The following is a 24749-nucleotide window of genomic DNA, read 5'->3' on the forward strand; positions in this document are numbered from 1 at the left end:
AAGAGACAGGCGGTGGAGGACGTGGCCTATCCCCGGCGGGCGGTGCGCGCCGCGCTGCTGGGCGTGATGCTGTCGGGCTTCACGTCGATGCTGTACCAGGTGACGTGGATCCGCCTGCTGTCCATCGTCCTGGGGGCGTCCACCTATGCCTTCACCCTCATCCTGACGGCGTTCATCCTGGGCATCGGCCTGGGCAGCTTCTGGCTGATGACGCGCAAGGAGGGTGGGGATTCGCTGAAGCTGTATGGCTGGACGCAGGTGGGGCTGGTGCTGAGCCTCTGCGTGGCCCTGCCGCTGTACGTGCGGCTGCCGCACCTGTTCCGCTGGTCGGAGTGGATGCTCGCGCGCGAGGTGGAGACGTGGCCGCTGTTCCAGGCCATCACCTTCGGGTTCTGCTGTCTGGTGCTCCTCATCCCCACGTTCATCATGGGCGCGGCCTTCCCGGCCGCCGCGCGGGTGGCCACGGCGAAGGTGTCCGAGGTCGGGCGCCAGTTGGGCGGCGTGTACCTGTGGAACACGGTGGGCACCATCTCTGGCGCCGTGCTGGGCGGCCTGGTGCTGATGCCCTTCTGGGGCATGCAGGGCAACTTCGTCGCGGGGGCGGTGGCGAACCTGCTGGCCGCGGGGCTCGCGTTCGAGGCGACCTCCCACGGGAAGCAGGCCGAGGGCGCGAAGCCCGTGCCGGCGTGGCGGGTGTTCGCGCCGGTGGGCGGGGCGGCGGTGCTGGCGCTGGTCGTGCTGGGCGGGATGCACGGCTGGCCGCAGCGGCTGAGCGACATCGCGGCGATCCGCGTGGACCGCAAGCCCCCGGAGAGCTACGCGACGTTGGTGGAGCGGACCAAGCGGCTCATCCGTCCGCTGTTCTACGCGGACGACACCTTCGCCACGGTGATGGTGGGCGAGGTGTCGAAGGAGAACCTCCGCTTCATGAAGATCAACGGCAAGGTGGACGCCTCCAACGGGGGCGACATCGAGACGCAGGTGGTCGCGGGCCACCTGGGCGCGCTGCTCCAGCCGCGCGAGCCGCGCAACGTGCTCCTGGTGGGCTCAGGGGCGGCCATCACCGCGGGCAGCGTGCTGGCGCACCCGGTGGAGCGCCTGGACATGGTGGAGATCTCCCCGGCGGTCATCGAAGGGGCGCGCCTGTTCAAGGCGGACAACCGCAACGCGGTGGATGATCCGCGCACGCACATCCACATCGACGACGCGAAGACGTTCATGGCGCTGGCGCCCATCAAGTACGACCTCATCGTCAGCGTGCCCTCCAACCCGTGGGTGGCGGGCGTGTCCGGCCTCTTCACGCGGGACTTCTTCCAGCTCGTGGACAAGCACCTGGCCGAGGACGGCGTGCTGGTGCAGTGGATCCACACGTACGAGAGCAACCGGGAGCTGGTCCGGCTGGTGATGCGCACGCTGCGCGACACCTTCCCCCACGCCACCACGTGGCTGGGCCCCGAGGACCTGGTCATGGTGGCCAGCCGCAAGCCGCTGGCCTTCGACGCCGCGTCGGTCGCCGCGCGCATGGCCCGGCCGGAGGTGAAGGCGGACCTGGAGCGGGTGGACATCAAGGACCTGTTCGCGCTGCTGTCCAAGCAGCTGCACAGCGACGCCGGGCAGAAGGAGTTCGCGGGGGAGGGGCCCATCAACACGGATGACCACAACCTGCTGGAGTACGCCTCGCCGGTGGCCTTCTTCCTGTCGCAGTTGGACGTGCGGGTGAAGGACGAGCGCCGGGCGCCGGACTCGGGCCCCGGGTTGCTGCTGCACGACTACGTGCGCCAGCACCCGCCCACCGCGGAGCAGGCCGCGGGGCTGTACCGCAACATCGAGCGCTATCACGCGGAGAAGGATCCGCTGGTGCGCGGCGTGGCGACGCTGTGGCACTCGCTGGCGCCGGAGGATCCCGCCGCGGTGCTCGCGCTGGGCAAGGCGCTGGTGGCGCAGGGCGAGCTGAGTGTGGCGGCGACGCTGTTGGAGCCGGAGGTGGCCAAGGGAGGCCGTTCTCCGGAGCTGACGACGGCCTACCTCAAGCTGGTGGCGGCCCGGGCCTGGGCGGCACGGACGGTGTGGACGCCCCGGAACGACGACGTCGCCATCGCGCTGGCCCGGGAGGTGGTGCCTCGCCACCCGCAGGATGCGAAGCTCCAGAAGGCCTACAAGGAGTTCTGCGAGGCCATGCCCCGGGCCGCGTGTGATCCGAAGGCTTCCGTGGTGCCGACGGCGGCCCCTGGAGGGCCGTGAAACACCCGTGCGAAGGCCTTGAGTGGGTCCAGGTGGCTGGAATCACTGGATCCACCCCCCATCCTCCCGATGACGGATGGAGGTTCGTGTGGGATCCTTCTACTGTCCGTTTCGACCCTGACGTTCGCAGGGTGAGTTTTTCACCGCTGCAAGACCCCTGGAGAGACCCCCATGAACACGATCGCGAAGAAGAAGAACCAGCTCCGTAAGGCCCGTGGCCAGGGCATGACCGAGTACATCATCATCGTCGCCCTGATCGCGATCGCGGCCATCGGCGTCATCACGCTCTTCGGCGACAACATCCGCAAGCTGTTCGGCGCGTCCGCGGCGGCCCTCGCCGGCAAGGACAACGTCGAGAACGACGGCCAGGAAGCGTCGGACCAGTTGAAGAAGAAGACGATGAAGACGTTCGGCCAGAACAACACGTACAACTGAGCCGCGACCCGGTTCCGCTGGGGGGCTTCGGCCGCCCTCGCGTCGCCAGGTGCTTCTCGTGAATGGCAGGTCCTTCCACTTGGAAGGGCCTGCCATTTTCATTTTCGCGGCGGTGGGGCGGGCCCGGCCCCTTGAGCCTTGCGGCCTACCGCGCTCCGGCTGCGGGGCTCGGTGAAGCGTTGGAGAGGCCCAGGCGGCGCAGCATCACCTGCCGGATGGAGGGGATGCGGAAGCGGAAGATGAAGGCATCCGCGTAGTAGTGGGCGAGCACCACCGCGAAGCCCAGGGACGTCAGGCCGCGAAGCAGGGGATGTGACAGCGCGCCGCTGCCGATGCTGAGCGAGCCCTTCACGGGCCCATCCAGCAGGAAGCCGTGCACCACGCCCAGCGCGAGCAGCGGGAGCATGGCCAGGACCATGGCGGGCCAGATGAACGCGCGGCGCAGGCGGGGCGCGTCGCCTTCGCGCGGCTCCAGCATGCGCGCGCTGAGCATGTAGTACTCCAGCCCGTGCATGCCCGGCAGCATCACGTAGCCCCATTCGGGGGCCACGAGCGCCAGGCCCGTCGCCGTGGCCATGCCCAGGAGGTAGAGCACCTTGGGGCCGCTGGCGGTGCCGGAGCGCAGCACGGAGCGGAACAGCAGCAGGAAGTAGCCCAGCCACAGGGCGATGAGCACGGGCAGCATCTGCCAAGGCAGCACGCGGCCCTGGCCCACATCCAGGTAGGCGCTGGCGTTGGGCGCGGCGGACTCCGCGACGAAGAAGATGCGCACGAGCAGGATGGACAGGAGCAGCGGGACGTAGAGCTGCTGCAACCTGCGCTCAAGTGCAGTGGGGGGCGCGAGGCCCGCCTGTCCGCCGCGCAGGCCGTGCAGCGACCACAGGCCCCGGTGCTGCGACAGGGTGTGGTGCATGCCGAAGACGTTGAAGATGACGGCGACGGCGAAGGTGTGGATGGAGCGGTCGGCGTAGAACGTGAAGAAGAACCCCGCGCCCACCGCGAGCATGGCGAGCGTGCCCGCGAGGATGTTCCGGGGCTGGCGGGGGGCGGCGGTGAGCACGTCCCGGTGCACGCCGAAGAGCAGGAACGTGAGCACCACGTGGGTGGCGTTGCCGAGGATGTTCTGGGCGGTCCAGGACATCAGCCGGTGGGCCCCATCCGAGGACGCGGGCGCCAGGAACGCGCTGGCCCCGGCGGCGCAGAGGGTGAGGGCCAGGGGGATGGCGAGGATGGCCAGGTCGGCCCCGGGAGAGAACAGCCACAGGCGGCGGAAGCGCAGCGAGCCGGGCACGGCCGGCGCGTCCTGCTGCGGGGAGGTGGCGACTCCGGGGCTGAGCGGTGTCATGGCGCGGGGAGTATAGCGGGGCCCCGGGGTCCCCAGAACCCCGGTGGTCCCTGCTGCCCTGCCCGCTGGCCGGGCCGGGGCCGGGTCCCTGGGAACCGGGCACGGGAGAAATCACGTACGCAGGGTCCGGATTGTCACTGCAAGTGCTTGCGGTGTGGAGGTCAAATTTGGCATGCACCGAAATGAAAGGGCATTCCTTGCGTCAAGTACCTGACAAAAGATAGAGAATGACCATTCCCGCGTTTCGCCACCGGGAGTGGGGTTTCTTGCAAGAGGGAGGGGCGATTGTTTTTCCGGTCCTGGGTATGGGGTGTGTTGGTGGCAGGGGGCCTGCTGGTGGCCTGCAACGAGGCACCACCTCCCGTGCAAGCCGAGGTCGCGGCGTCCCCTGAGAAGGTCTTCGGCGAGCACCGGCAATCGCAAGCGGTCGCGGCCACGAAGGAAGTGGGTGAGGACTGCGCTGCGGGGGGCGCGTCCGCCTGCCGCTCCAATCTCTGCCTTCACACCCAGCCAGCGCCCGGATTGGGGCTGATCTGCTCCAGGCCCTGTCAGGTGGAGGGCAACTGCCCCGCTGGCTGGCGATGCGCCTCGGTTCATCCGAACGCAGGGGCTTCGTTCTGCGTTCCGCCTCAGGGCTGGTCCGCGCATCCTGCGGCCGAGCGATAGGACTTCATGTTCGCCCACATCCTGATGCTTCTCCTGGTGGCTGCGCCCCCAGCAGTCCCCGGTGTGTCTTCACCCCGCTATCTGGTCTTTGGCAGGGGAGGGGACTGGGTGGCCTTGGAGGTCGCCACCGGCAAGCCCGAGCGCATTCGCGTTCCGTCTTCCTCCGGGGCCAGGACCCTCGCGCTTTCCCCGGACGGCCAGCATGTCGTCTTCACCACGTACGAGGAAGGGGCGCTAAACGACCTGATGTACCGGTGGGATTGGAGGACGAAGGCCGCCCCGGTACGCATCGGGAATGAGCGGGGGTTCCATGCCGACCCCGCCATCAGTCCTGATGGGCAGTGGGTCTACTTCGCGCACCACCCGCGCAAAGGTGGGCCGCCGGGACAGCATGAGGAGCGGGCGAATGCGCAGTTGTACCGGGTGAGGATGGACGGCACCCAGCTCACGGCGCTCACGGATGAGCCTGGCTGTCACCTGCGCCCCTCCTTCCGGCCGGATGGGGAGCTTGTCTACGTCCACACGACGTGCAGTGCGACCACGAAGACCCTGCACTTGATGCGCGAAGGGCAGCCCGCATCCGGGCCCCTGGTGTCTGGCAACCTGAACGAGCCGTCCTTCGCCCCTGATGGCCGGCGGTTGGTCTTCGTCGAGCGCGAGGATGCGGACGCGGTCCTGAAGGAATGGATTACCGCAGGGCGTCCTCCCAAGACCCTCCACCGGTTTCGCTTGTCGGACAGTTCTAATGCGCGGGTGCAGTACGGAGCCACGGCCCGCGAACTCTATTTCCAGGACGACGATGCCGTCATGCGGCTCGTGGGTCCGAAAGTCACCCGACTCTTCTTCTTTGCGAGCGTCCCATGAGAGCTCTGATTCGACTCACGCTGTTGCTGGCGATGGCGGGGGCCACTTCGGCCCACGCCCAGTTCTGCCCGGCCAACGTCATTCCCCGGTGTGACAGCCCTCAGGGCAATCCCAATGCATCGGGGCCTGCTGTTCCCAAGGCGCCGGGAGGGCCGGGCTTCTTTGGCGACCCGGTCAGTGTCGCGGATGGTTACAACTACCTTCGCGAAGTGGACTTCGAACTGCCCCTGAGCCAGGGCAGTCTTCCCTTCATCCGGATGTATACGACGAAGGCTGGCTCGTATCTCTACGGAGGGACGTCGGGCCTTGAGAGCTTCCTCCCTGGCTCCTTTGGCGCGCCGGACGCTGGCAGACCTCATAACTACATGGGCCGCCCATTCGGTTCGCACCGCACGAATCAATCCAGTCTCAACTGGTGGCATAACTTCTACAGCGCGGTGTTGATGTCCTCGGCAACTGCTACCGAGGCTGTGATTCGCGACGTCGATGGGCACCTGAATTCGATGACGTTGAGTACGAAGCCCGCGCCTTCGGGTGCGTGGTATGTCAATCACAATAATGAGGGCAATCGGGATAGGCTCTGGCGCGATACCGCCCCGGATGGGGGTTGGCCTGAACAGTTTGTCTTCTATCGTGAGGGCAGCGGGCGGTATGTCTATGACGCTGTCTATGTCCAGCCCAGGACGAATCAGCCGCGTCACTACTTCCTGAGTCGTATCGAGGACTCAGAATATGCCCCTGCGGGAACCTCCGAGGTTCCTCGCGCGGTATTGGAGTATGCGTTGCCGTCCACGGACGGAGGGACCCTGGCGGATCCGGATTGTTTCACGGGCGCTGCCGGGACAGAGCCAGGTGTGCCCTACCTCAAGACCATCACGACCCGGGATGGCGCGAAGGTTCACTTCTACTACCGACAGGTCCTGGGGACATTCACGGGGAAATTCGAGTGCGTCCTGGATCACATCTCCCTGGAGGACTCTTCAGATGGAGGTGTTTCGGAGAAGGTCCTGGTCGAATACTCCTATATTTCGAACAAGAATGAACTCTCCGAGGTGAAGTATCCCCAGACAGGAGGGGGGCGGAAATACGTTTATACCTATGCCTCGCCCATTGCGACCTACGACGTCTATGAGAATGGCGTCCTGAAGGCAAAGCACACCTGGGCCAGCAGTGAGCTGGACGCATTGCGTGACGAAGCCGAGGGGCGTGATTATGCCATCTCACTCGTGCCCGATCTCGCCGCGGAGCGGGACGTGTGCACCGCCTCCATTGGTTCTGGAAATCGGACCCGTGAGTTCGCGGACTCAAAGGTAGGTCTGGGGACGGGCGCGACGGGAACGAGCACCTTCACGTCGCGGTTCATCTCAGCGCCCGCCTACTATTCGGCCCAGACGTGGCGGCTCCACACGGTGAAGGAGCGGTGCGATGGTACCTCCTGTCCGGGTGTTGTTCCTGGCACGGAGCGCTGGGAATACCAATGCGGTCCTTACGACAACACCGCACTGCCGGCCATGCCCAGGGCGCACAAGGACCTTCGTGATAGCTGGACGCTCTACAATCACGTCAACCCTGATGCAGGTGTCGCGGAAGCACAGGGCGTGCCTCTGCGGCACGTCAAGGAACTCACCCAGGTCACCGAAGGGGCCAGTGCGCTGGCGGGGACAGGGGGCATGGCGGAGCTTCGTTACGCCTACACCTACGGTGGACCCGGACGCTCGCTGCGCGCCTTCGAGCAATTGCTCGAACGCGAAGAAGTGGCCAGCGTGCTGGCACCCTCGGGGACGGCGGATCCCAAGGCGCGCACGCAATTCGTCTATGATTCCGTGACGAACCGGCTGAATGCGACCTTCAGGACCGGCTGGACGCAGGTGCGAGACTCGTCTGGCGCTTGGCAGGTGGAGAAGCGTCGCGTGGCGCTGTTCAACTTCCGTGCGAATCAGTGCGGCGGCGTGGGGCCCGAGGACTCCCAGGGCCGCGTGTTGGAAGTGCATGGGCCGTGTCTGGTCGACGCGACCGCTGCGGATGTTTCAACGATTACGGACTGCCCGTCCACGACGCCGTTCCCGGTGACGAAGTACGAGTACTGGCCCCGGACGGATGTGGAGAACCACCGGAACAGGCTCAAGAAGGAGTCGGTGTTCCCGGGGGGCTGCGGCGGGAGCACGTCGCTGGACACGCACTACCTGGAGTACGACGTCTTCGGCAACGCCACCCGGATCCAAGACTCCAACGGGGGGATTATCACGCGAGAGTTCAACCAGGACCTGCTCTCGAAGCAGAGCGTGGTGGATGGCGTGACGACCACCACGACGGAACTGACGTACGACCAGGGGCGGATCAAGGCGATCAAGCATCCCCAGGGCAACTACGACGTCTTCTGCTACCGGACGGGAACGACCTCGGGATGCTCGGGCGGGACGCTCACGAAGCTGCTTCAGTGGAAGGCGACCGCCGCGGATGCCACGGGTTCATCCTGGTCGGAGCGGGTGGATTACGCCTACTGGCCGGATGAGACGGTCAAGTCGGAGACGTTCCTTTCCTGGACGGGAAGCACTGGCCAGACGCGCAGGGTGAAGACCTATGCAGTGGACGCCCGACGGCATCCCACCTTCGAGGGATTGGGCCCTTCTCCATCGCCTGTCCAGACGGCCCGGGTGTTCGATGGCAATGGCAACCTGACGGGCCTGGGATTCCCCTCCAATGCGCCGCCGGCCGTCTGCGGCGGGGTGAATCCGGATGGCTCACCGACTTCGACCCTCTGCACCGCCATGGGATATGACCGGCTGGATCGGTTGACCAAGGTCGATGAGTTCCCGACGTCCGGGAGCAACCAGCGCACGTGCTTCACGCACGACGTGCAGAACAACGTCACCTCGGTGCGGTCCGGGTGCGCCGTGGCGACTGGTTCGAATGATTGCTCGACGTGCAGTGCCTCGGTTCCGGCCTCCACGTACGCCTATGACGACTTCGGCAATCTGGTGACGGTGGCCCTGCCGCACACCAGCGATGGTGCCGGGGCTGCGGGTGTCACCCGCTATGCCTATGACGCCCGGGGGGCGGTGACGCTCAAGGAGACGCCGGAGATGCGGGCGACCTGGGAGTGGATCACCCATGAGTACGACCTGCTGGGCCGGCTCCTTCGCTCCGTGCGGCACTTCACCACGCCGTACGCGGGGGCGGAGAACCTGTTTGCCCTGTCATATGACGTGAATGATTCCGGCGATGCGACGAGCGTGCCTCCGATGAGCTGCCCGCAGCCCGCGAAGACGGCGGGACGGCTGCGCTACCGCCACGATTCATTCGGGCGCACCTGGTACCAGTACGACGCCTTCGGCCGGGTGGCGGGGGAGATCCGGCTGCGCGAGGGAGAGACGAGCTGCTCGGCGGGGAACGTGAACCACCACCCGCACACGTTCTACACGTACACGGCCAACGGCAATGTCCAGACGGTGACGTACCCGCACGGGCGCGTCGTGACCTATGTCTATGGAACGGGGGCGAAGCTGGACCGGACCCAGGCTATTGACGTGCGGCTCTTCGGCAGTTCCGGGTACACGGATACGCGCGTCATCGAAGGGATTGTCTGGGAACCGTTTGGCGGCCTGCGTGGCTACCAGATGAACCACCCGAGTACCTCGAACAGCAGCGCCATGGAGTTCATGCTGGGGGACAACACGTCGGTGGCGCCTTCCGCGTGCCCGACGTCGCCGCCGAACCTCTCGTCGGGAGACATGACGGGACGCCTGCGGTCGGTGCGGGTGTCATCCGGGTCGTTCACCCCGGGGGCTGGGAACGGGGATATCTACCAGCGTGGGTATACGTGGACGGGGGACCAGGTCGCTCGGCTGGACACGTGTCTCCTGGGGGCGACGACGCCCCGGACGGAGACTTACGCGTATGACCGCGCGCTGCGCCTGGTAGGGGCAGGGCGGCCGGCGGGCAACTTCGCCGCGACCGGCGGCGCGTTCGAGTCGCGGAACTACCAGTATGACGGCCGTGGCAACCGGACCCAATTGGAGGAGGACGGGTTCATCTACGACCTGACCTCCGGGACGGCCCCTGCGGTGGACCGGTTGACGGGGTGGGGCTCCTCCGTTTCGGGCAGCCTGCTGAAGTACTCCCTGTCACACGACGTGGACGGCCGTGTGACGCAGAAGCGTTGGGCCGCGACCATGTCCGGTGGGCCTGTCTATGCGCTGGGCTTCGAGTATGGACAGACGGTGGGCGTGGCCACGGAGACCGTGTTCCGCGCAGTCAATGTCAATGGCACCTACTACAACTACTTCTACGATGCGTTGGGCCGGCGCCGGCTGAAGTCGAACCCTTATGGGACAACGGATGAGTTCTTCCACTCGCCGTCGAACCGGTTGCTGACGGACCGGGGCAATGATGGATTGAGCACGCCCATTGGTCACTTCACCTTGGACGACTACGTGTGGCTGGCGGGGCGTCCGGTGGCGCTCGTTCGTGGGAAGTTCAGCGCGGCCTGGGCGCGGCAGGCGGACAGTACGGGGGACTGCTCCCGTGACGGCGAGTCGGTGGCGTGCGGTGTGTACTTCCCGGTGACGGACCACATCGGAAAGCCGGTGGTCATGCTGGACGGCTCTCGGCGGGTGACTGGTGCTGCGGACACCGAGCCCTTCGGGCACGTCAACCGGGTAAGCTACCACGCGGAGACGGCGCATCCGTACGCGCACAGTACGACCACCACACTGGCGTCTTTCTCGCAACCGAAAGAGACCTCGTCCGTCCAGATACGTGTGCGTGCCCGCTACCACGTGGTGGATACGGAGCCGGGCGCGGACTTCGTTCGCTTGGTGGATCCGGATACCAGTAGTGTCCTTGACAGTCAGTCGGGTGAGCGCCGGGGGCGGGTAACCACGCCTTGGGTAGTGCCCTCCAACGGAAACGTATCACCGCTTTTTGTCTCCGATTCCGGTGGCCTGACAGGGTTCCAGGGCGTCGCCGTCGAAGGTTATGATTACCAGCGATATCAAACTGGAGCCCAGGCATTCTGGATTCCTCTCAGATTCCCGGGGCAGTACCATGATGCCGAGACGGATCTGTTTGAGAACTGGAATCGCTACTATGACCCTGGCGTGGGGCGATACCTGCAGCCGGAGCCAATGTTGCAGCACCCACGTACTTCTCTTGTTGCAGCGCAATGGGGATACTTTTTTTCGACATACTCTTATGCGCTGAATAATCCGGTCGGTTTGACTGATTCGACGGGAAGTATCCCAGATTCAATCAGGCTGAAGATGCTTGCCGCGCTTGCGGCGGGCGATATTGATGGCGCCATTGCTGCCTACCTTGCATGGAAGGGTGTTGCAGATGCCCCCAGGTGGTTGACTGCTTTTCAGGGGGCATTTACAACGGCAAATCAGGCTGCTGGTCGATGCTATGCGGCCGCTGATGCTATTTTTAAAGGATTTCAACGGCTGGGTCAGAAGCCTGATCTTGCGATTTTGCGACCTGCCGATGGTTCTGGTATTATTGGGATAGAGAAAATTCCTGGCGTGGCGAGTTCGACAGTTCAGATTGCGGACAATGGGGAGCATGTTGTGGTTGTTATCGGGCAGCGCGTTTATGACGCCTTTACGGGGCCGCAAGGACAGCTTGTTGCTGATTATCTCAAGCGGATATTTACCGGATCTGGGGCGCCGCTGAGTGGATTCGGCGGCCCCTGATTATGGGAAAATCAGGCGAACTTTCTGTGATGGGTGTTTTGGTGCTGATGTGGGAGGGACGGAATCGTCCTGGGTTTCTGCCTTTTATCGGTCAGCCCGATGTGATGAAGCTTTGGGGATTTGTTCTGGGCTTGGAGACGGCGGCCTTGCTCATGGGAGAGCCCGATGCTGGTTATGTGCGGTTTCGGGACTGGTTGCGGGATGTGAAGGGCGAGTTTCCGCCCGAAGGCTGGCATGCGCGATATTTGAACGATGCCGAGGGCGACCATTCGGCTGCATGCCTTCGGTACCTTGATCGGGTAGCGGAGTTCCTTGGCAGAGCTTGAATCTCAGGGGGCCTGCTCTCCAGGGCCGGCTCCCTCCACAGCTTGACTCCCGGTGTGGAGGCCTTCACCTCTGGAACCAAGTCGAGGGGTGTTGCAACACCGTCCCAGCGCCGCCCGGGCCTACTCCCCAGGAGCGACAGGGTTCTTCCCCGACCCGGCCCCGTGCTAAAACGGGGATGTCCATGGAAGGCCGACTGCTGCTGAAGAACTGTGCCGTGTTCCGTGCGGACGGTCGCGTCCGCCACGGCATGGCCGTCGTGGTGGAAGAGGGCATCATCCGCCGCGTCGCCCCGGACGCCCAGGTGCCCGTGCTCCCCGGTGACTGGGAGGTCGCGTGTCGCGGCCGACTCGTCGCCCCCGGCCTCGTGGACTGTCACTCGCACCTGGTCAACGGGCAGCTCCTGCCGCCCAACGGCGATTTCCTCCTGCGCCAGCCCCGCTCTCGCCTGGAGCGCATGCGCCAGGTGGCCAACCTCCTCATCCCCGAGGACGTTGAAATCCTCACCCGCTTCGCCGCCGCCCGGGCCCTCCTCGACGGCGTCACCCTCGTCGTCGACCACCTGTCCTGTCCCGCCGACGTCTCCGGCGGCCTGGACGCCCAGGCCCGCGCCGCGGACGCGCTGGGGCTGCGCCTCGTCGCGTCCCACTCCACCCACAGCCTGGATGGGGCCGCGCAGGCCGATGCACAGGCGGACGCCAACGCCGACTTCGTGCGCCGCCACCGCGACCATCCCCGGGTGCGCGGGGCGCTGGGCTTCCATGCGTCGTTCACCTGTGAAGACGCGCTCCTGTCCCGCATCTCCCGCCTGCGCGAGGAGCTGAACGCGCCCCTCGTCTTCCACCTCGCGGAGAGCGAGGACGACCTCTCCGCCACCTACGCCGCGCATGGCCGCCGCGTCGTGCCCCGCCTGGATGCGCTGGGCCTCCTGGGCCCCTTCGCCATCGCCGGGTACCCGCGTGCCGTGGAGCGCGCCGAAGCTGAACGGCTGGCCGCCTCCGGCACCTTCGTCGCCCTCACGCCTCGCGCCACCCGGTCCTTCGAGCGCGTGGGCGAGTCCGCGGAGGGCCCTCTGTCCAGCCTGCACCTCGTGGGCCTGGGCACCGGCGGCCATGGCACCCTCCAGGAGGAGCTGAGCGCGGCGCTCGCCGGGATGCTGCACCTGGCCCGCTCCGGCCGGATGCCCGACCTGGATGACTCGCTGGCGCACCTGTTCGTCAGCGGCCCCGCGGAGCTGTGCACCCGCATCTATGGCCGGCCCTCCGGCGGCGTGGACGAAGGCAGCCTCGCGGACCTCGTCGTCTACGACGCCATCCCCGCCGCCGACCCGGAGACGGGCTACTCGCCCTTCCTCCTGGGCCAGATTGTGCCCTCGCGCGTGGCCTGGACGGTCGTCAACGGCCGGGTCTGCGTGCGCGAAGGCCAACTGCTGGGCAGCGACTACGTGGACCTGGCCCGGGACGCCGCCGCCGCCATGGCCCGCGTCTGGTCCCGCGCACGGCTGGGCTCGTAGGGTAGAAGGGGCGCGTGAGTGCCCTGCCTCCCCACCTCGTGGACACCCTGCGCGCCGCTCGCGCACGTCGCGGCGCGCTGCTCTCCGATGCCGCCACCACCGCCTTCCGCCTGCTGAACGGCGCCGCGGACGGCGTGCCGGAAGTCACCGCGGATGTCTTCGGCGACGTCGTTGTCGTCAGCCTCTACCGCGACCTGTCCGAAGCGGAGGAGACCACGCTGCTCGACGCCGCCGTCTCCGCCTGGACGCCTCGGAGCGTCTACCTGAAGCGCCGCCCCCGCGAAGCCCGCGTGCTCGCCAACGTGGCGAAGGACTCGCTCGCTCCGGAGGCCGCCGCCCGGGGTGAGCCGGCGGAGGACTTTGTCGCGAAGGAGAACGGCCTGGGCTTCCACATCCGCCCGGGGCAGGGCCTCTCCGTAGGGCTCTACCTAGACATGCGCGACACCCGTGCGTGGCTCCAGTCCCAGGCCCGGGGCCTCACCGTGCTCAACCTCTTCGCGTACACCTGCGGCTTCGGAGTCGCCGCGACCGCGGGTGGCGCCAAACGCGTGCTCAACCTGGACGCCAGCCGCCGCGTCCTGGAATGGGGCGAGGAGAACGCGCGCCTCAACGGCCAGGGCGTGGACCGCTACGACTACGTGGCCGGTGACGTCTTCGATTGGCTCCAGCGCCTCGCGAAAAAGGGCGAGTCCTTCGACGTCGTGGTCGCCGACCCCCCGTCTTTCTCAAACACCAAGGCGAACCGCTTCTCCGCCGCGCGCGACTACTCCCGGCTGGCGGACGCCGCCGCCCGGGTGGTGGCCCCCGGCGGACGCCTGGTTGCCTGCTGCAACCTCGCGGGCCTGCCCGTGCGCCGGTTCGAAGCCATGGTGCTCGAAGGCGTGACGCGGGCAGGCAGGGCAGGGCGGACGGTGGGGTCGCTTGGTCCCTCGGGGCTCGACTTTCCAACACCTTCCGGCGAGGAGCCGGCGCTCAAGGTGCACGTCGTCCAACTTCGTTAGCCCCGCAGGGCGCGGCGCGGCTACATTGCCGCCATGGCTCCCCCTGCCTCCGCGCCCCCGCGCGACGCCGTCCGCTTTGGCAACTACCGACTCATCGACCGGATCGCCGTGGGGGGCATGGCCGAGATCTTCCTTGCGCACCAGGTGGACTCGCGCGGTGACGAGACGCCCATCGTCATCAAGCGCATCCGTCCGCACCTGTCCAAGCACGCCGCCTTCGTGAAGATGTTCCTCAACGAGGCGCGGCTGGCATCCCAGCTCAACCACCCCAACATCGTGCAGATCCACGACCTGGGGAAGATCGTCGACAGCTACTTCATCGCCATGGAGTACGTGTCCGGCCGCGACATGCGCCGCATCGTGCCCAAGGCGGAGGCCATGGGGATTCCCTTCCCCCTCGTCTACGCGCTCAAGATCGCCTCCTGCGTCTGCGCGGGCCTGCACTACGCGCACCAGAAGAAGGATCTGCACGGCAACCCGCTCAACATCGTCCACCGCGACGTGACGCCGGAGAACATCGTCGTCGCCTTCGACGGCACGGTGAAGGTGCTCGACTTCGGCATCGCCAAGGCCGCCAACCAGGTGGAGGAGACGCGCTCCGGCGAAATCAAGGGCAAGCTCAGCTACATGAGCCCGGAGCAGTGCCTGGGCCGGCCGCTGGACTGCCGCAGCGACATCTTCTCGATGGGCACCGTCCTCTACGAGTGGCTCACCGGCTTCAAGCTCTTCACCGGCGAGTCCGACGTCGCCGTGATGCGCAGCATCACCGAAGCGAAGATCTACGCCCCGTCCTACTTCCGCGAGGACCTGCCGGAGCGCGTGGAGGCCATCCTGATGCGCGCGCTCGCCCGCGACCGTGAACGTCGGTACGCGACGGCCGCGGACATGCAACGCGACCTGGACGCCTTCCTGGACGCGTACGACTTCACGCCCACGCCGCTGCACCTGGCCAACTTCGTCAAGCAGCTCTTCGAGGACGAGCGTTCGCAGGAGCTGCGCCGCGTCTCCACGCGCCAGTCCTCCGCGCCCACCTCCGAGGCGGCGCTGGAGTTGTCGGAGGTGGTGGCGTCCGTGGACGGCCCGCCCACGGAGGCGATGCGCCTGGATGACACCTCCAGCACGGAGCCGCGCCTGCTCGCGCTCCCCCTGGACCCCGCGCTGTACGAGAAGCTGGAGGCCCAGGCTCGCAAGGCCGGGGTCGGCACGGCGAAGCTGGTGGCGGACCTGCTGGAGGGCTGGCTGAAAACGCGCTGAGTCCGCGCGTCCTGGTCACCACGTCATGCCCCGGCTGAAGTTGACGCTCGAATACGACGGCACCCGGTACGTGGGCTGGCAGGTGCAGCCCAACGGGCCGTCCATCCAGTCCACGCTCCAGGACGCGCTCCACAAGCTCCTGGATGAGCGCGTGTTCGTGGCCTCCGCGGGCCGCACCGACTCTGGCGTGCACGCCACGGGGCAGGTGGCCTGTTTCGACGCCGGGCGCGTGCTGCCCCTGAAGGCCTACACCATGGGCCTCAACGGCATCCTTCCGCCGGACATCGCGGTGGTGGCCGCCGAGGAGGTGTCCCCGGACTTCGACCCGCGCCGCTGGTCGCGCGGCAAGCGTTACCGCTACCGGTTGAGCAACCGACGCATGCGCTCGCCGCTGTTGCGCACGACGCACTGGGAGCTCTTCGCCCCGCTGGATGTGGAAGCCATGCGCCGCGCGTCGCAGGCCCTGCTGGGCCGGCACGACTTCTCCGCCTTCCGCGCCGCGGACTGCCAGGCGAAGCACGCGGTGCGCGAGGTGCGGCAGGTGCGCGTGGAGGGCACCTCCGGCGACGCGGTGTCCGTCGTCGTGGAGGGCACCGCGTTCCTCAAACACATGGTGCGCAACCTGGTGGGCACGCTGGTGGACGTGGGCAAGGGACGCCGCCCCGAGGCGTGGGTGGCGGAGGTGCTGGCCTCGCGCAACCGGAAGCTGGCGGGCGCCACCGCGCCGCCCCAGGGGCTGGTGCTGGAGGAGGTCTTCTACGGCGATGGCCCGCCCCCTCGCTCGGCGGGGGACACGGCCGTCCTGGAAGAGGACGAAGGGTGAGAGTGCGCTAGGCTTTCGCGCCGTGAGCTCCAAACCCGGTGTCCTCGAGCCGTTACGCGTCCGCATCCGTCGCTTCCAGTTCATCGTCGGACTGGGGTTCCTGTCGCTCGTGCTGGGCGCGATGCTCAGCGTGTCGCTGATGATCCGCCTGAAGGAGGTGGTGGGCGCGCTGCCCTTCGACTTCCTCCGGCTCGTCGCGACGGTGCTGCTGCAGGACCTGTGGGTGCTCGCCGTGTTGCCGGCCCTCTGCTACGTCGGCTCTCGCATCGTGCCGCTGCGGCCGTGGAGCACGGCCCTGGGTGCCGCGGCGACTGGCGGATTCTTCGTCGTCGCGCTCAGTCTGGTGAGCGATGGCGGCGAAATCCTGACGGAAGGGTGGGGGCTCGCGTCGGCGCTGCGTCTCATGAGCTTCGTGGGCGGCGCCCTGCTCAGCGCCCAGGCCATCCGCGTGGGACGGACCGCCGCTGAACGGGGCTCCTCCGTCGCCCAGGTGAAGGCCGAGGCGCGTCAGTCGGAGTACGACGAGTTCCTCAAGGCCGCGGAGGCCGACGGCGCGCGCATGGAGCAGCGCGACCAGGCCGCCGCTGCTGCTGCCGCACCCGCCGCTGCCGCGCCCTCCACGTCCCCAGTCACGCCCGAGGGGCAGGACTCCCCGCAGGGCGAAGCGCCGAAGACGCCAGCGGCCTGAGGGCCACGGCGATCCCGAGGACTCCAGAGCGCCCCGAGCGAAGCACCGGGGACGCCTGCGGCCCGAAGGCCGCGGGCGACACCGCGGGGACTACGGGTAGCAGGCCGCCTGGCGCAGGCCGGTGTCTTCCTCGAAGCCGAGCGCGACGTTGAAGTTCTGCAACGCCTGCCCGGCCATGCCCTTCACCAGGTTGTCCAGCGCGGCCATCACCGCCACGGAGCGGCCCTTGGTCGCGACGGAGATGTCGCAGAAGTTGCTGCCGGTGACGGCCGCGACGCGCGGCGTGCCCTCCACGATGCGCACGAACTTCGAGCCCTCGTAATAGCGGCGGTACTTGTCCGTCAGCGACTGCGTCACCACCGCGCCGCCGTGCTCCGGCCACTCGAACTGAACGGTGGCGAAGATGCCGCGCACCATGGGCGCCGAGTGCGGCACGAAGGCCAGCCGGTGCCGGGATGCCCCGTGCGCCACCAACATCACCTCCACCTCCGCCTCGTGCTGGTGCTCCAGCGGCTTGTACGCGCGGAAGTCGTGCGCGCGCGTCGGGTGGTGCGTGCCCTCACCCGGCAGCGAACCGGAGCCGGAGGAGCCCGTCACGCCCGACACGGCCAGCAGGCCCAGGCCCGGCGTGGCCGCGATGGGCAGGAGCGCCAACTGCACCGCCGTGGCGAAGCAGCCCGGGTTGGCGATGCGCTTCGCCTTCTTCACCTGCTCGCGCTTCCACTCGGTGAGCCCGTAGGTGAACGTGCCCAACAGCTCCGGCGCGGGGTGCGGCCGGCCGTAGGCGCCCGCGTAGCGCCCCGGGTGGTCCAGGCGGAAGTCGGACGACAGGTCCACGAGCAGCATCCGGTCCGTGAGGCCGGCGTCCGCCCACTGCTTCTCCAGCCCCGCGAACTGCGACGCCAGCTCCCCGTGGCCCAGCGCGCTGAACACCACCGGGCTCGGCGAATCCGCGAGCCAGCGCCAGTCCGGCTCCGCCTCGAACTTGCCGTCCACCAGTCCGCGCAGGTGCGGATGCACCTTGTGGATGGGCGAACCGGCGTGGTGCCGGGACACCACGCGGATGCCGGCCACGCCGGGATGTCCGGACAGGAGTCGCAACAGCTCGCCTCCGCCGAAACCGGAAGCTCCCAGGATGTAGATGTGCGCAGGCGTCGTCATGACTTCCTCCCCGCGCCCAGCCGGGGCGCGAGCTTTTCCACGATGAGATTTCCCAGGGCGTTCGGATCCGCGCGCGCGTTGCGGGCCGGCAATCCCACCACCTGCTCCACGAAGCGCACGCCCACCGCGTTGTCCGTCGCGGGCCCGGCGACCATGTCCATCTCGATGCCGTACACCTCGCGCAGGTGCCGCACGCCACCGGCCGCGCCGACAGGGTCGTTGGCGCAGAGGATGAACGCGCTGCCCAGCGCCTTGAGCTCCGGGTCCGCCAGGATGGCCTGCACGCCGTACTCACCCATGATGCCGTCGCCCGTCTCCGCGACGATGACGTCCACGTCCTGGGCCGCCATCTCCGAGAACACGATGCGCGCGACCTTGGAGGCCGTGCGCGCGCCGGTGCAGACGATGCCCGCGTCCGTGAAGTCCATCACCACGTCCGCGCCGCTGTCCTGCATGGCCAGGGTGTCGCGCATCAGCGACACGCCGGTGAGCTTCGCGCCGCCCACGCGGTAGCCCGCCTGGGAGAGCTTTCGCACCACGACGCTGGCCGCGTACGTCTTGCCCGCGTTCATGCACGTGCCCACCACGTAGACCACGGGGCACGTCACCGCCTTCGACGTGCCCTTGAGCGCGCCCGCGGAGACGTGCGCGTGCACGCCCGCTCGGGACTGGAACTCCGGGAACGTCAGCACCTGGCCCAGCACTTCCGCTTCGAAGGGCGCGCCCACGCCGGGGTTGTGCGACGTGCACTTCCCGATGACGCCGCCCATGTTGAGGATGTGGAGCCGGTCGCCCACCGTGACGGACGTGGGCACCACGCCCTCGTAGCCGTGCAGGGCGTTGCGGTGGCCCAGCGCGCCCACGACGATGTCGCCCGCGTGCAGCGTGACGAGCCGGCCGTTCACGTCCTCCAACTGGTTGTAGACGGTCTTCTCCCCGTGGATGCGGACCGCTATGACCGCGCCCTCCTCGCACTTCACCTCGTCCGCGAGGTGGACCGTGCGGCCCACCTGGAGGTTGCGAGTGACACTGCCCACCTTGTCGACCTGGATCTTCATGTCACTTGGCTTTCTGCGAGAGCATCTGCGCCACGCCGTAGAGTTTGGCGAACCCCGCCGCTTCCGTCCCCGTCCACAACACGTTGGCCTCACCGTACGTCGCCACCTTCGCGTCCATCAGCGAGTGCGGCGAACGCACGCCTTCCACGACGTGGATGCGCGGGGTGAGCACCAGTTTCACCTCGCCCGTCACACGCTCCTGCGAGGAGGCGAGGAACGCCTCCAGGTCCTTCACCAGCGGGTCGAAGAAGTGCCCCTCGTGGAGCAGCGACCCGTACAGGTTGCCCAGCGTCTCCTTCCAGAAGAGCTGCTTGCCCGACAGCACCAGCTTCTCCAGCTCGCGGTGCGCCGCGATGAGCAGGTGCGCCGCAGGCGCTTCGAAGCCGACGCGGCCCTTGATGCCCAGGATGGTGTCGCCCAGGTGCACGCCCCGGCCGATGCCGTACGTGCGCCCCAGCGCGTTGAGCTTCTCCACGATGGCCACCGCGGACATCGCCTGGCCGTCCAGCGCCACCGGCACGCCCTTCGCGTACGACACCACCAGCGGCAGGGGCTTCAGGTCGGTGGGGATGACGCCACCGGGGAAGGCCGCCTCGGGCAGGGTGCTCCACGAGTCGAGCGTCTCGCTGCCGCCCACGGACGTGCCCCACATGCCCTCGTTGACCGAGTACGCGCCCAGCTTCGCGGGCAGGTGCACGCCGCGCTCGGCGAGGAAGTCCAGCTCCTGCTTGCGCGACAGCCCCAGGTCCCGGATGGGGGTGATGAGCTGGAGGTTGGGCGCGAGCGTGCGGAAGGCCACGTCGAAGCGGACCTGATCATTGCCCGCGCCGGTGCTGCCGTGGGCCACGGCCTGCACGCCCAGCTTCTCCGCCATGCGCACGGCCTCCACGGCCTGGCAGGCGCGTTCGGCGGAGACGCTCAGCGGGTAGACCTGGCCGCGCAGCACGTTGCCGGCGATGAGGAAGCGCAGGTAGCCCTGGAAGAGGGTGTCGCGCGCGTCCACCGTGTGGTGCGCCACCGCGCCCAGCTTCAGCGCCAGGGCCTGGATGCGCTCCAACTGCTCGGGCGGAAAGCCGCCCGTGTCCACGGTGACGGTGGTGACGTCCCAACCCTGCTCGCGCAGGTACACCGTGCAGAAGGCGGTATCGAGGCCACCGGAGAACGCCAGCACCACGGACTTCTTGCTCATGCTCAGGACTCCTCTTCTTCAAAAAGGGATGGGGAAACTCAGGCGGCCCAGACGCGCTCGGCGGCCTGGGTCTGCTGCGCGTGGGTGCGCGTGAGCCACTCGCGCGCGTCCGCCAGTTCCTCGCGCGCGGTGGCGAGGCCCAGGTTGCCGGCGCCACCCAGGTGGGTGGCCGTCAGCGCGCCGCGGTCCGGCTGGAAGGTGCCGTCGTTCAACTGACGGCCCACCTCCCGGTACGCGTCGCGGAAGGGCAGGCCCTTGGCCACCAGGGCGTAGGCGTGGTGCGCGGCGTAGAGCGAGTCGTCGCACGCCGCGCGGGCCTTGTCCGCGTTCACCTTCAGCGCGGGCACCAGCCGCGCCAGCACCTCCAGGAGCGCCTTCGTGCTGGCGAGCGCCTGGAAGGTGGGGCGCTTCAGGAGCTGGAAGTCACGGTGGTAGCTGGACGGCAGACCGCCCGCCACCGCCTCCACCTGGTGCGCGAGGCCCCGGAGCTCGCGGCAGCGACCCCGGGCCAGCTCCACGACGTCCGGGTTCTTCTTCTGGGGCATGATGGACGAGCCCGTGGTGAAGGCATCCGGCAGGGCCAGGAAGCCGAACTCGTCCATGCTGTAGAGCTGCACGTCCCACAGCCACTTCTCCAGAGTGCCCGCCACCGAGCACGCCCAGGTGAGCAGCGCCGCCTCATGCCGCCCCCGACTGTCCTGCGCGTCGATGGGGCTGCGTTGAACCCGACTGAAACCGAGCAACCGCGCGACATATTCACGGTCGATGGGAAGCGGCACGCCGAAGCCCGCCGCGGCGCCCAGCGGACAGCGATCAATCCGGCCCCACACGCCCTTGAGCGCCTCCAACTCCTCCAGCAGCCCTTCCGCGAACGCCATGCCCCACAGCCCGAAGGTGGACGGCATCGCGCGACGCAGGTGCGTGTAGCCGGGCAGGGGCAGGTCCGCGTGCGTCTGCGCGAAGTCGAGGAACGTCCCGGCCAGCTCCGCCGTGCGCGCGCCCAGGGCGAGCAGCTCCTCGCGCAGGTACAGGCGCAGGGCGAGCAGCACCTGGTCGTTGCGAGAGCGCGCCAGGTGGATGCGCTTGCCCGCCTCACCCGTGCGCTCCACGAGCGCGGCCTCCAGCGCGGTGTGGCCGTCCTCCTGCTCCGGGCGGATGACGAAGCGGCCCGCGCGCGCTTCGGCGTGCAGTTCTTTCAGGGCGGCGACGAGCGCAGTGGCGGCCTCCGGCGCCAGCAGGCCCACGTGCGCGAGCATGCGCGCGTGCGCGGCGCTGCCCAGCGCGTCGTGCGGCACGAGCGACAGGTCCACCACGGGGTCGTCGCCCACGGTGAAGGCGTGGATGGCCGAATCCAGCGGCTGGCCCTTGCCCCACAAAGTCTCAGCCACGCGCCACCTCCTCGGAATAGCCGTGCAGCAGTCGTCGATAGAACGCGAGCCCCGCCTCCAGCTCCGCGCGCGTGAGGTACTCGTTCGCCTGGTGGCTGCGCAGCGTGTCGCCCGGCCCCACCTTCACCGCCGGCACGTCGCCCAGGAACGCCCAGTCGGACGTGGTGCTGGAGCCCACCGTGCCCTGTCCCGCCGCCGCCACCGCCGCGCGCACCAGCGGGTGCCCCGCGTCCGTGCCCTTGGGCAGGTAGCGCGCCGAGTGCACCACCACTTCGCTCTCCAGCGCCGCGCCCACGTCTTCGGCCACCTTCGCGTGGTCCATGCCCGGCGTGGTGCGCAGGTCCACGAAGAACTCGCACCGGTCCGGCACCTGGTTGCGCGCCAGGCCCCCCGACACCTGCGTCACCTGCGCCCGCGCCTCACCCAGCAGCGGGTGCGCGGGAAAGCGCAGCGCGGACACGGCCTGGATGTCCCGGGCCGCCTTGAGAATCGCGTTGTCCAATCCACCCGTGTGCGCGTGCGCGACATGGCCGGACTTCCCGTGCGCGATGCAGCGCAGCAGCAGCATGCCCCGCTGCGCGGTGCAGGGCTTGAGCGACGTGGGCTCTCCCACGATGGCTGCGTCCAGCGGCCCCAGCGTGGAGAGCAGGGGCCCCAGGCCCTTGCCGCCCGTCTCCTCCTCGGCGGTGAGCGCGAAGACGTGCTCGACACCCTGGGGCGCGCCTTCCTTCAGGAGCGCCTTCGCGGTGAGGAGCATGGCGGTGACGCAGCCCTTGGCGTCGTTGGCGCCCAGGCCGTAGAGGGTGTCGTCCTTCCACACGGCCTCGTGCGGCTCGGTGGTCCACCCGGCGCACGGCTTCACCGTGTCCAGGTGCGAGTTGACGAGCAGGCGCTTCGAGCCGCTGCCCACGCTGAACCAGACGTTGTGGCCCTGGCGGTGCACGCGGGCACCCCAGGACTCGGCCTGGCCGGCGACGAAGTCCGCGATGCGGGCCTCGTCACCGGAGACGCTGGGCGTCGCGACCAGCGCGGTGAGCAGCTCGGTGGGGTTCAACCCTTGGCCTCACCGTGCTTCACCGGGTGCTCGCGCACGACCATGGTCCCGCTGCCCTCGTTGGTGAAGACCTCCTCCAGGAGCGCGTCGGACTGCTTGCCGCTGACCAGGTGCACGCTGCCCACGCCGCCCACGAGCGCGTGGCGCATGGCGTGCGCCTTGGGACGCATGCCGCCCGTGAGCCGGCCTTCGGCCTCCAGCGACGCCAGGTCCGCCAGCGTGGCGAGCGAGATGATGGACGACGGGTCGGAGACGTCCTTCAAGAGGCCCGGCACCTCCACCATGAAGAAGAGCTTTTCGGCGTGCAGCGCCGCCGCGATGGCCGCCGCCACGGTGTCCGCGTTGGTGTTGTAGACGGCGCCGTCCTGGCCTCCCGACAGCGGGGCGATGACGGGCACGTAGTCCGCGGAGCGCAGGTGCTCCACGACGCGCGTGTCCACCGACTCGATGTCGCCCACGAGGCCGTAGTCCACCATGCGCCCCTGCGTCTCACCGGGCTCGGTGACCATGACGGGCGGGCGGCGGCGCGCCTTGATGAGGCCCGCGTCCACGCCGGACAGGCCCACGGCGGGCACGCCCGCAGCCTGGAGGTCCGCCAGCAGGTCCGTGTGCAGCTTGCCCGCGAGCACCATCTTCGCCGCGTCCAGCACGGGCGCGGAGGTGATGCGGCGGCCGGCCACCTTCTCGATGGGCAGGTGCAGCGCGTCGCAGAGCGCGTCCAACTCCGGCCCGCCGCCGTGCACCACGACGGGGCGGATGGAGAAGGCCCACAGCAGGGCGATCTGCTCGCACGCCGTCTTGCGGGTGCGCGGGTCGCTCAGCACGGCGCCGCCCAGCTTCACCACGAAGGTCTTGCTGCGGAACTGCTTCACGTACTTCGCGGCATTGCGAAGTGCGGCGTACGGGTCGGGAGACAGGGGCACGGGGGACCTCTAGAAAGTCAGAAGGGAGTGGAAGGGAAGGGCGGTCGGCGTGGGACTTCAGCCGCCGCGCATCCAGGCCAGGAGGGCGCGCTGCACGTGGTAGCGGTTGCCCGCCTCGTCCACGACGCGGCTGCTCGCGTGGTCCAGTACCTCGTCAGCGACCTCCACATTGCGCCGAACTGGCAAACAGTGAAGGAACGCCGCGTCCTTGGTGGCCTTCGCCATGTGCCGCCGCGTGGGCATCCACCCCGAGTACGACGCGAGCAGCGCCGCCACGTCCGCGGGCGAGTTCACCGTCGCCGCGGTGGGACCCCAGGACTTCGCGTACACCGCGCGGCTGCCGACCAGCGCCTCGTCCTGGTCGTGCGTGTAGGTGATGCTGCCGCCCGTCGCCTTCGCGTACGCCTCCGCCTCCGCGCGCACCGCGGGGTGCAGATCGAACCCCGGAGGATGCGCCACGCGCACCTCGCAGCCCGCGGCCGCCGCGGACAGCAGGAACGAGTTGGGCACCGCCTTGGGCAGCGGCTTGATGTGCGGCGCCCAGGTGAGCGTCACCGGGAGCTTCTTCGTGGAACCGAACGTCTCGCGCAGCGTGAGCGCGTCCGCCAGGCCCTGGCACGGGTGCTCGCGCGCGGACTCCATGCTCACTACCGGGACGGTGGCCCACTTGCGGAACGCGTTGATGACGGGGTCGGCCTCGTCCTCTTCGTCACCGCCACCCTGCGAGAAGGTGCGGATGCCCAGCATGTCCACGAAGCGCGACAGCACCGGCGAGGCTTCCTTGATGTGCTCCGCACGGTCCGTGTTCATCACGGCGCCCGGGCGGTCCTCCAGCTTCCACACGCCGGAGCCCACGTCGAGCACGATGGCGTGCCCACCCGCGCGCAGCATCACCGCCTCGAAGGAGGTGCGCGTGCGCAGCGACGGATTGAAGAACACCATGCCCAGGATCTTCCCGGGGAACAGCGCCCCGGGGTCCTTCTGCTTCCACGCGGCCGCCTGCGAGAGGACCGCCTCGACGCCTTCCGGCCCCAGGTCCTGGATGCGGGTGACATGCTTCATGGGCTTCGTGCTCCCCCGGCCGCGCCGGATGGGTGGGATCACTGAATATGCACAAAAATGCGTGCATATT

The 24749-nt window shown here is 68.2% G+C and carries 17 protein-coding genes; 9 read left to right on the top strand and 8 right to left on the bottom strand.

Going from position 1 to position 24749, the window contains the following annotated elements:
- On the top strand, nucleotides 1–2241 hold a 2241-nt coding region (locus D7V88_RS45095), incomplete at its 5' end, for a fused MFS/spermidine synthase (RefSeq protein WP_120540257.1).
- Between the two features lie 171 nt (nucleotides 2242–2412).
- The gene (locus tag D7V88_RS09260) at nucleotides 2413–2676 is read left to right on the top strand and encodes a hypothetical protein (protein ID WP_120540258.1); all 264 of its coding nucleotides are present in this window, start codon (nucleotides 2413–2415) and stop codon (nucleotides 2674–2676) included.
- A gap of 145 nt (nucleotides 2677–2821) precedes the next feature.
- Here D7V88_RS09260 and D7V88_RS09265 read toward each other — a convergent pair whose 3' ends face one another.
- Nucleotides 2822–4021, bottom strand: a complete 1200-nt coding sequence (locus tag D7V88_RS09265; RefSeq protein WP_120540259.1) for a hypothetical protein — start codon at nucleotides 4019–4021, stop codon at nucleotides 2822–2824.
- Nucleotides 4022–4795: 774 nt separating this feature from the next.
- On the opposite strand from D7V88_RS09265, the gene D7V88_RS09270 reads away from it, so the two are divergent.
- From D7V88_RS09270 to D7V88_RS09300, 7 genes are all read left to right on the top strand, one after another.
- A complete protein-coding gene (locus D7V88_RS09270; RefSeq protein WP_158625047.1) occupies nucleotides 4796–5551 on the top strand; it encodes a TolB family protein in 756 nt (251 codons plus the stop codon).
- Nucleotides 5548–11241 (top strand): RHS repeat-associated core domain-containing protein, encoded by a 5694-nt coding sequence (locus D7V88_RS09275; protein WP_120540261.1) that lies wholly within the window; start codon nucleotides 5548–5550, stop codon nucleotides 11239–11241. The genes D7V88_RS09270 and D7V88_RS09275 overlap by 4 nt, the downstream gene beginning before the upstream one ends.
- Before the next feature lie 508 nt (nucleotides 11242–11749).
- Nucleotides 11750–13078 (top strand): amidohydrolase family protein, encoded by a 1329-nt coding sequence (locus tag D7V88_RS09280; RefSeq protein ID WP_120540288.1) that lies wholly within the window; start codon nucleotides 11750–11752, stop codon nucleotides 13076–13078.
- 14 nt (nucleotides 13079–13092) lie between these two features.
- On the top strand, nucleotides 13093–14079 hold the full coding sequence (locus D7V88_RS09285; RefSeq protein ID WP_120540262.1) for a class I SAM-dependent rRNA methyltransferase: 987 nt from the start codon (nucleotides 13093–13095) through the stop codon (nucleotides 14077–14079).
- A 33-nt stretch (nucleotides 14080–14112) separates the two neighbouring features.
- Nucleotides 14113–15333, top strand: a complete 1221-nt coding sequence (locus D7V88_RS09290; protein ID WP_120540263.1) for a serine/threonine protein kinase — start codon at nucleotides 14113–14115, stop codon at nucleotides 15331–15333.
- Between the two features lie 25 nt (nucleotides 15334–15358).
- Entirely contained in the window at nucleotides 15359–16156 is a 798-nt protein-coding gene (gene truA / locus D7V88_RS09295; protein ID WP_120540264.1) for a tRNA pseudouridine(38-40) synthase TruA, read from the top strand.
- A gap of 22 nt (nucleotides 16157–16178) precedes the next feature.
- Entirely contained in the window at nucleotides 16179–16844 is a 666-nt protein-coding gene (locus D7V88_RS09300) for a hypothetical protein (protein ID WP_120540265.1), read from the top strand.
- A gap of 90 nt (nucleotides 16845–16934) precedes the next feature.
- Here the strand turns inward: D7V88_RS09300 and argC are convergent, their stop codons facing one another.
- The 7 genes from argC to D7V88_RS09335 are packed head-to-tail and all read right to left on the bottom strand — an operon-like array spanning nucleotide 16935 to nucleotide 24679.
- Nucleotides 16935–18005: an N-acetyl-gamma-glutamyl-phosphate reductase gene (gene argC / locus D7V88_RS09305; RefSeq protein ID WP_120540266.1), complete on the bottom strand. Its 1071-nt coding sequence runs from the start codon at nucleotides 18003–18005 to the stop codon at nucleotides 16935–16937.
- Nucleotides 18002–19063: a DUF1611 domain-containing protein gene (locus D7V88_RS09310; RefSeq protein WP_120540267.1), complete on the bottom strand. Its 1062-nt coding sequence runs from the start codon at nucleotides 19061–19063 to the stop codon at nucleotides 18002–18004. The genes argC and D7V88_RS09310 overlap by 4 nt, the downstream gene beginning before the upstream one ends.
- A 1-nt stretch (nucleotide 19064) precedes the next feature.
- Nucleotides 19065–20252, bottom strand: a complete 1188-nt coding sequence (gene argG, locus D7V88_RS09315) for an argininosuccinate synthase (protein WP_120540268.1) — start codon at nucleotides 20250–20252, stop codon at nucleotides 19065–19067.
- Nucleotides 20253–20290: 38 nt separating this feature from the next.
- Nucleotides 20291–21640: an argininosuccinate lyase gene (argH, locus tag D7V88_RS09320; RefSeq protein WP_120540269.1), complete on the bottom strand. Its 1350-nt coding sequence runs from the start codon at nucleotides 21638–21640 to the stop codon at nucleotides 20291–20293.
- Nucleotides 21633–22694, bottom strand: a complete 1062-nt coding sequence (locus D7V88_RS09325; RefSeq protein ID WP_120540270.1) for a M20/M25/M40 family metallo-hydrolase — start codon at nucleotides 22692–22694, stop codon at nucleotides 21633–21635. Before D7V88_RS09325 ends, argH begins: the two co-directional genes overlap by 8 nt.
- A complete protein-coding gene (gene argB, locus D7V88_RS09330) occupies nucleotides 22691–23617 on the bottom strand; it encodes an acetylglutamate kinase (RefSeq protein WP_120540271.1) in 927 nt (308 codons plus the stop codon). The genes D7V88_RS09325 and argB overlap by 4 nt, the downstream gene beginning before the upstream one ends.
- Before the next feature lie 57 nt (nucleotides 23618–23674).
- Entirely contained in the window at nucleotides 23675–24679 is a 1005-nt protein-coding gene (locus tag D7V88_RS09335; protein ID WP_120540272.1) for an N-acetylornithine carbamoyltransferase, read from the bottom strand.
- Between the last annotated feature and the right edge of the window lie 70 nt (nucleotides 24680–24749).

The sequence above is a fragment of the Corallococcus terminator genome (assembly GCF_003611635.1).
GTDB lineage: Bacteria > Myxococcota > Myxococcia > Myxococcales > Myxococcaceae > Corallococcus > Corallococcus terminator.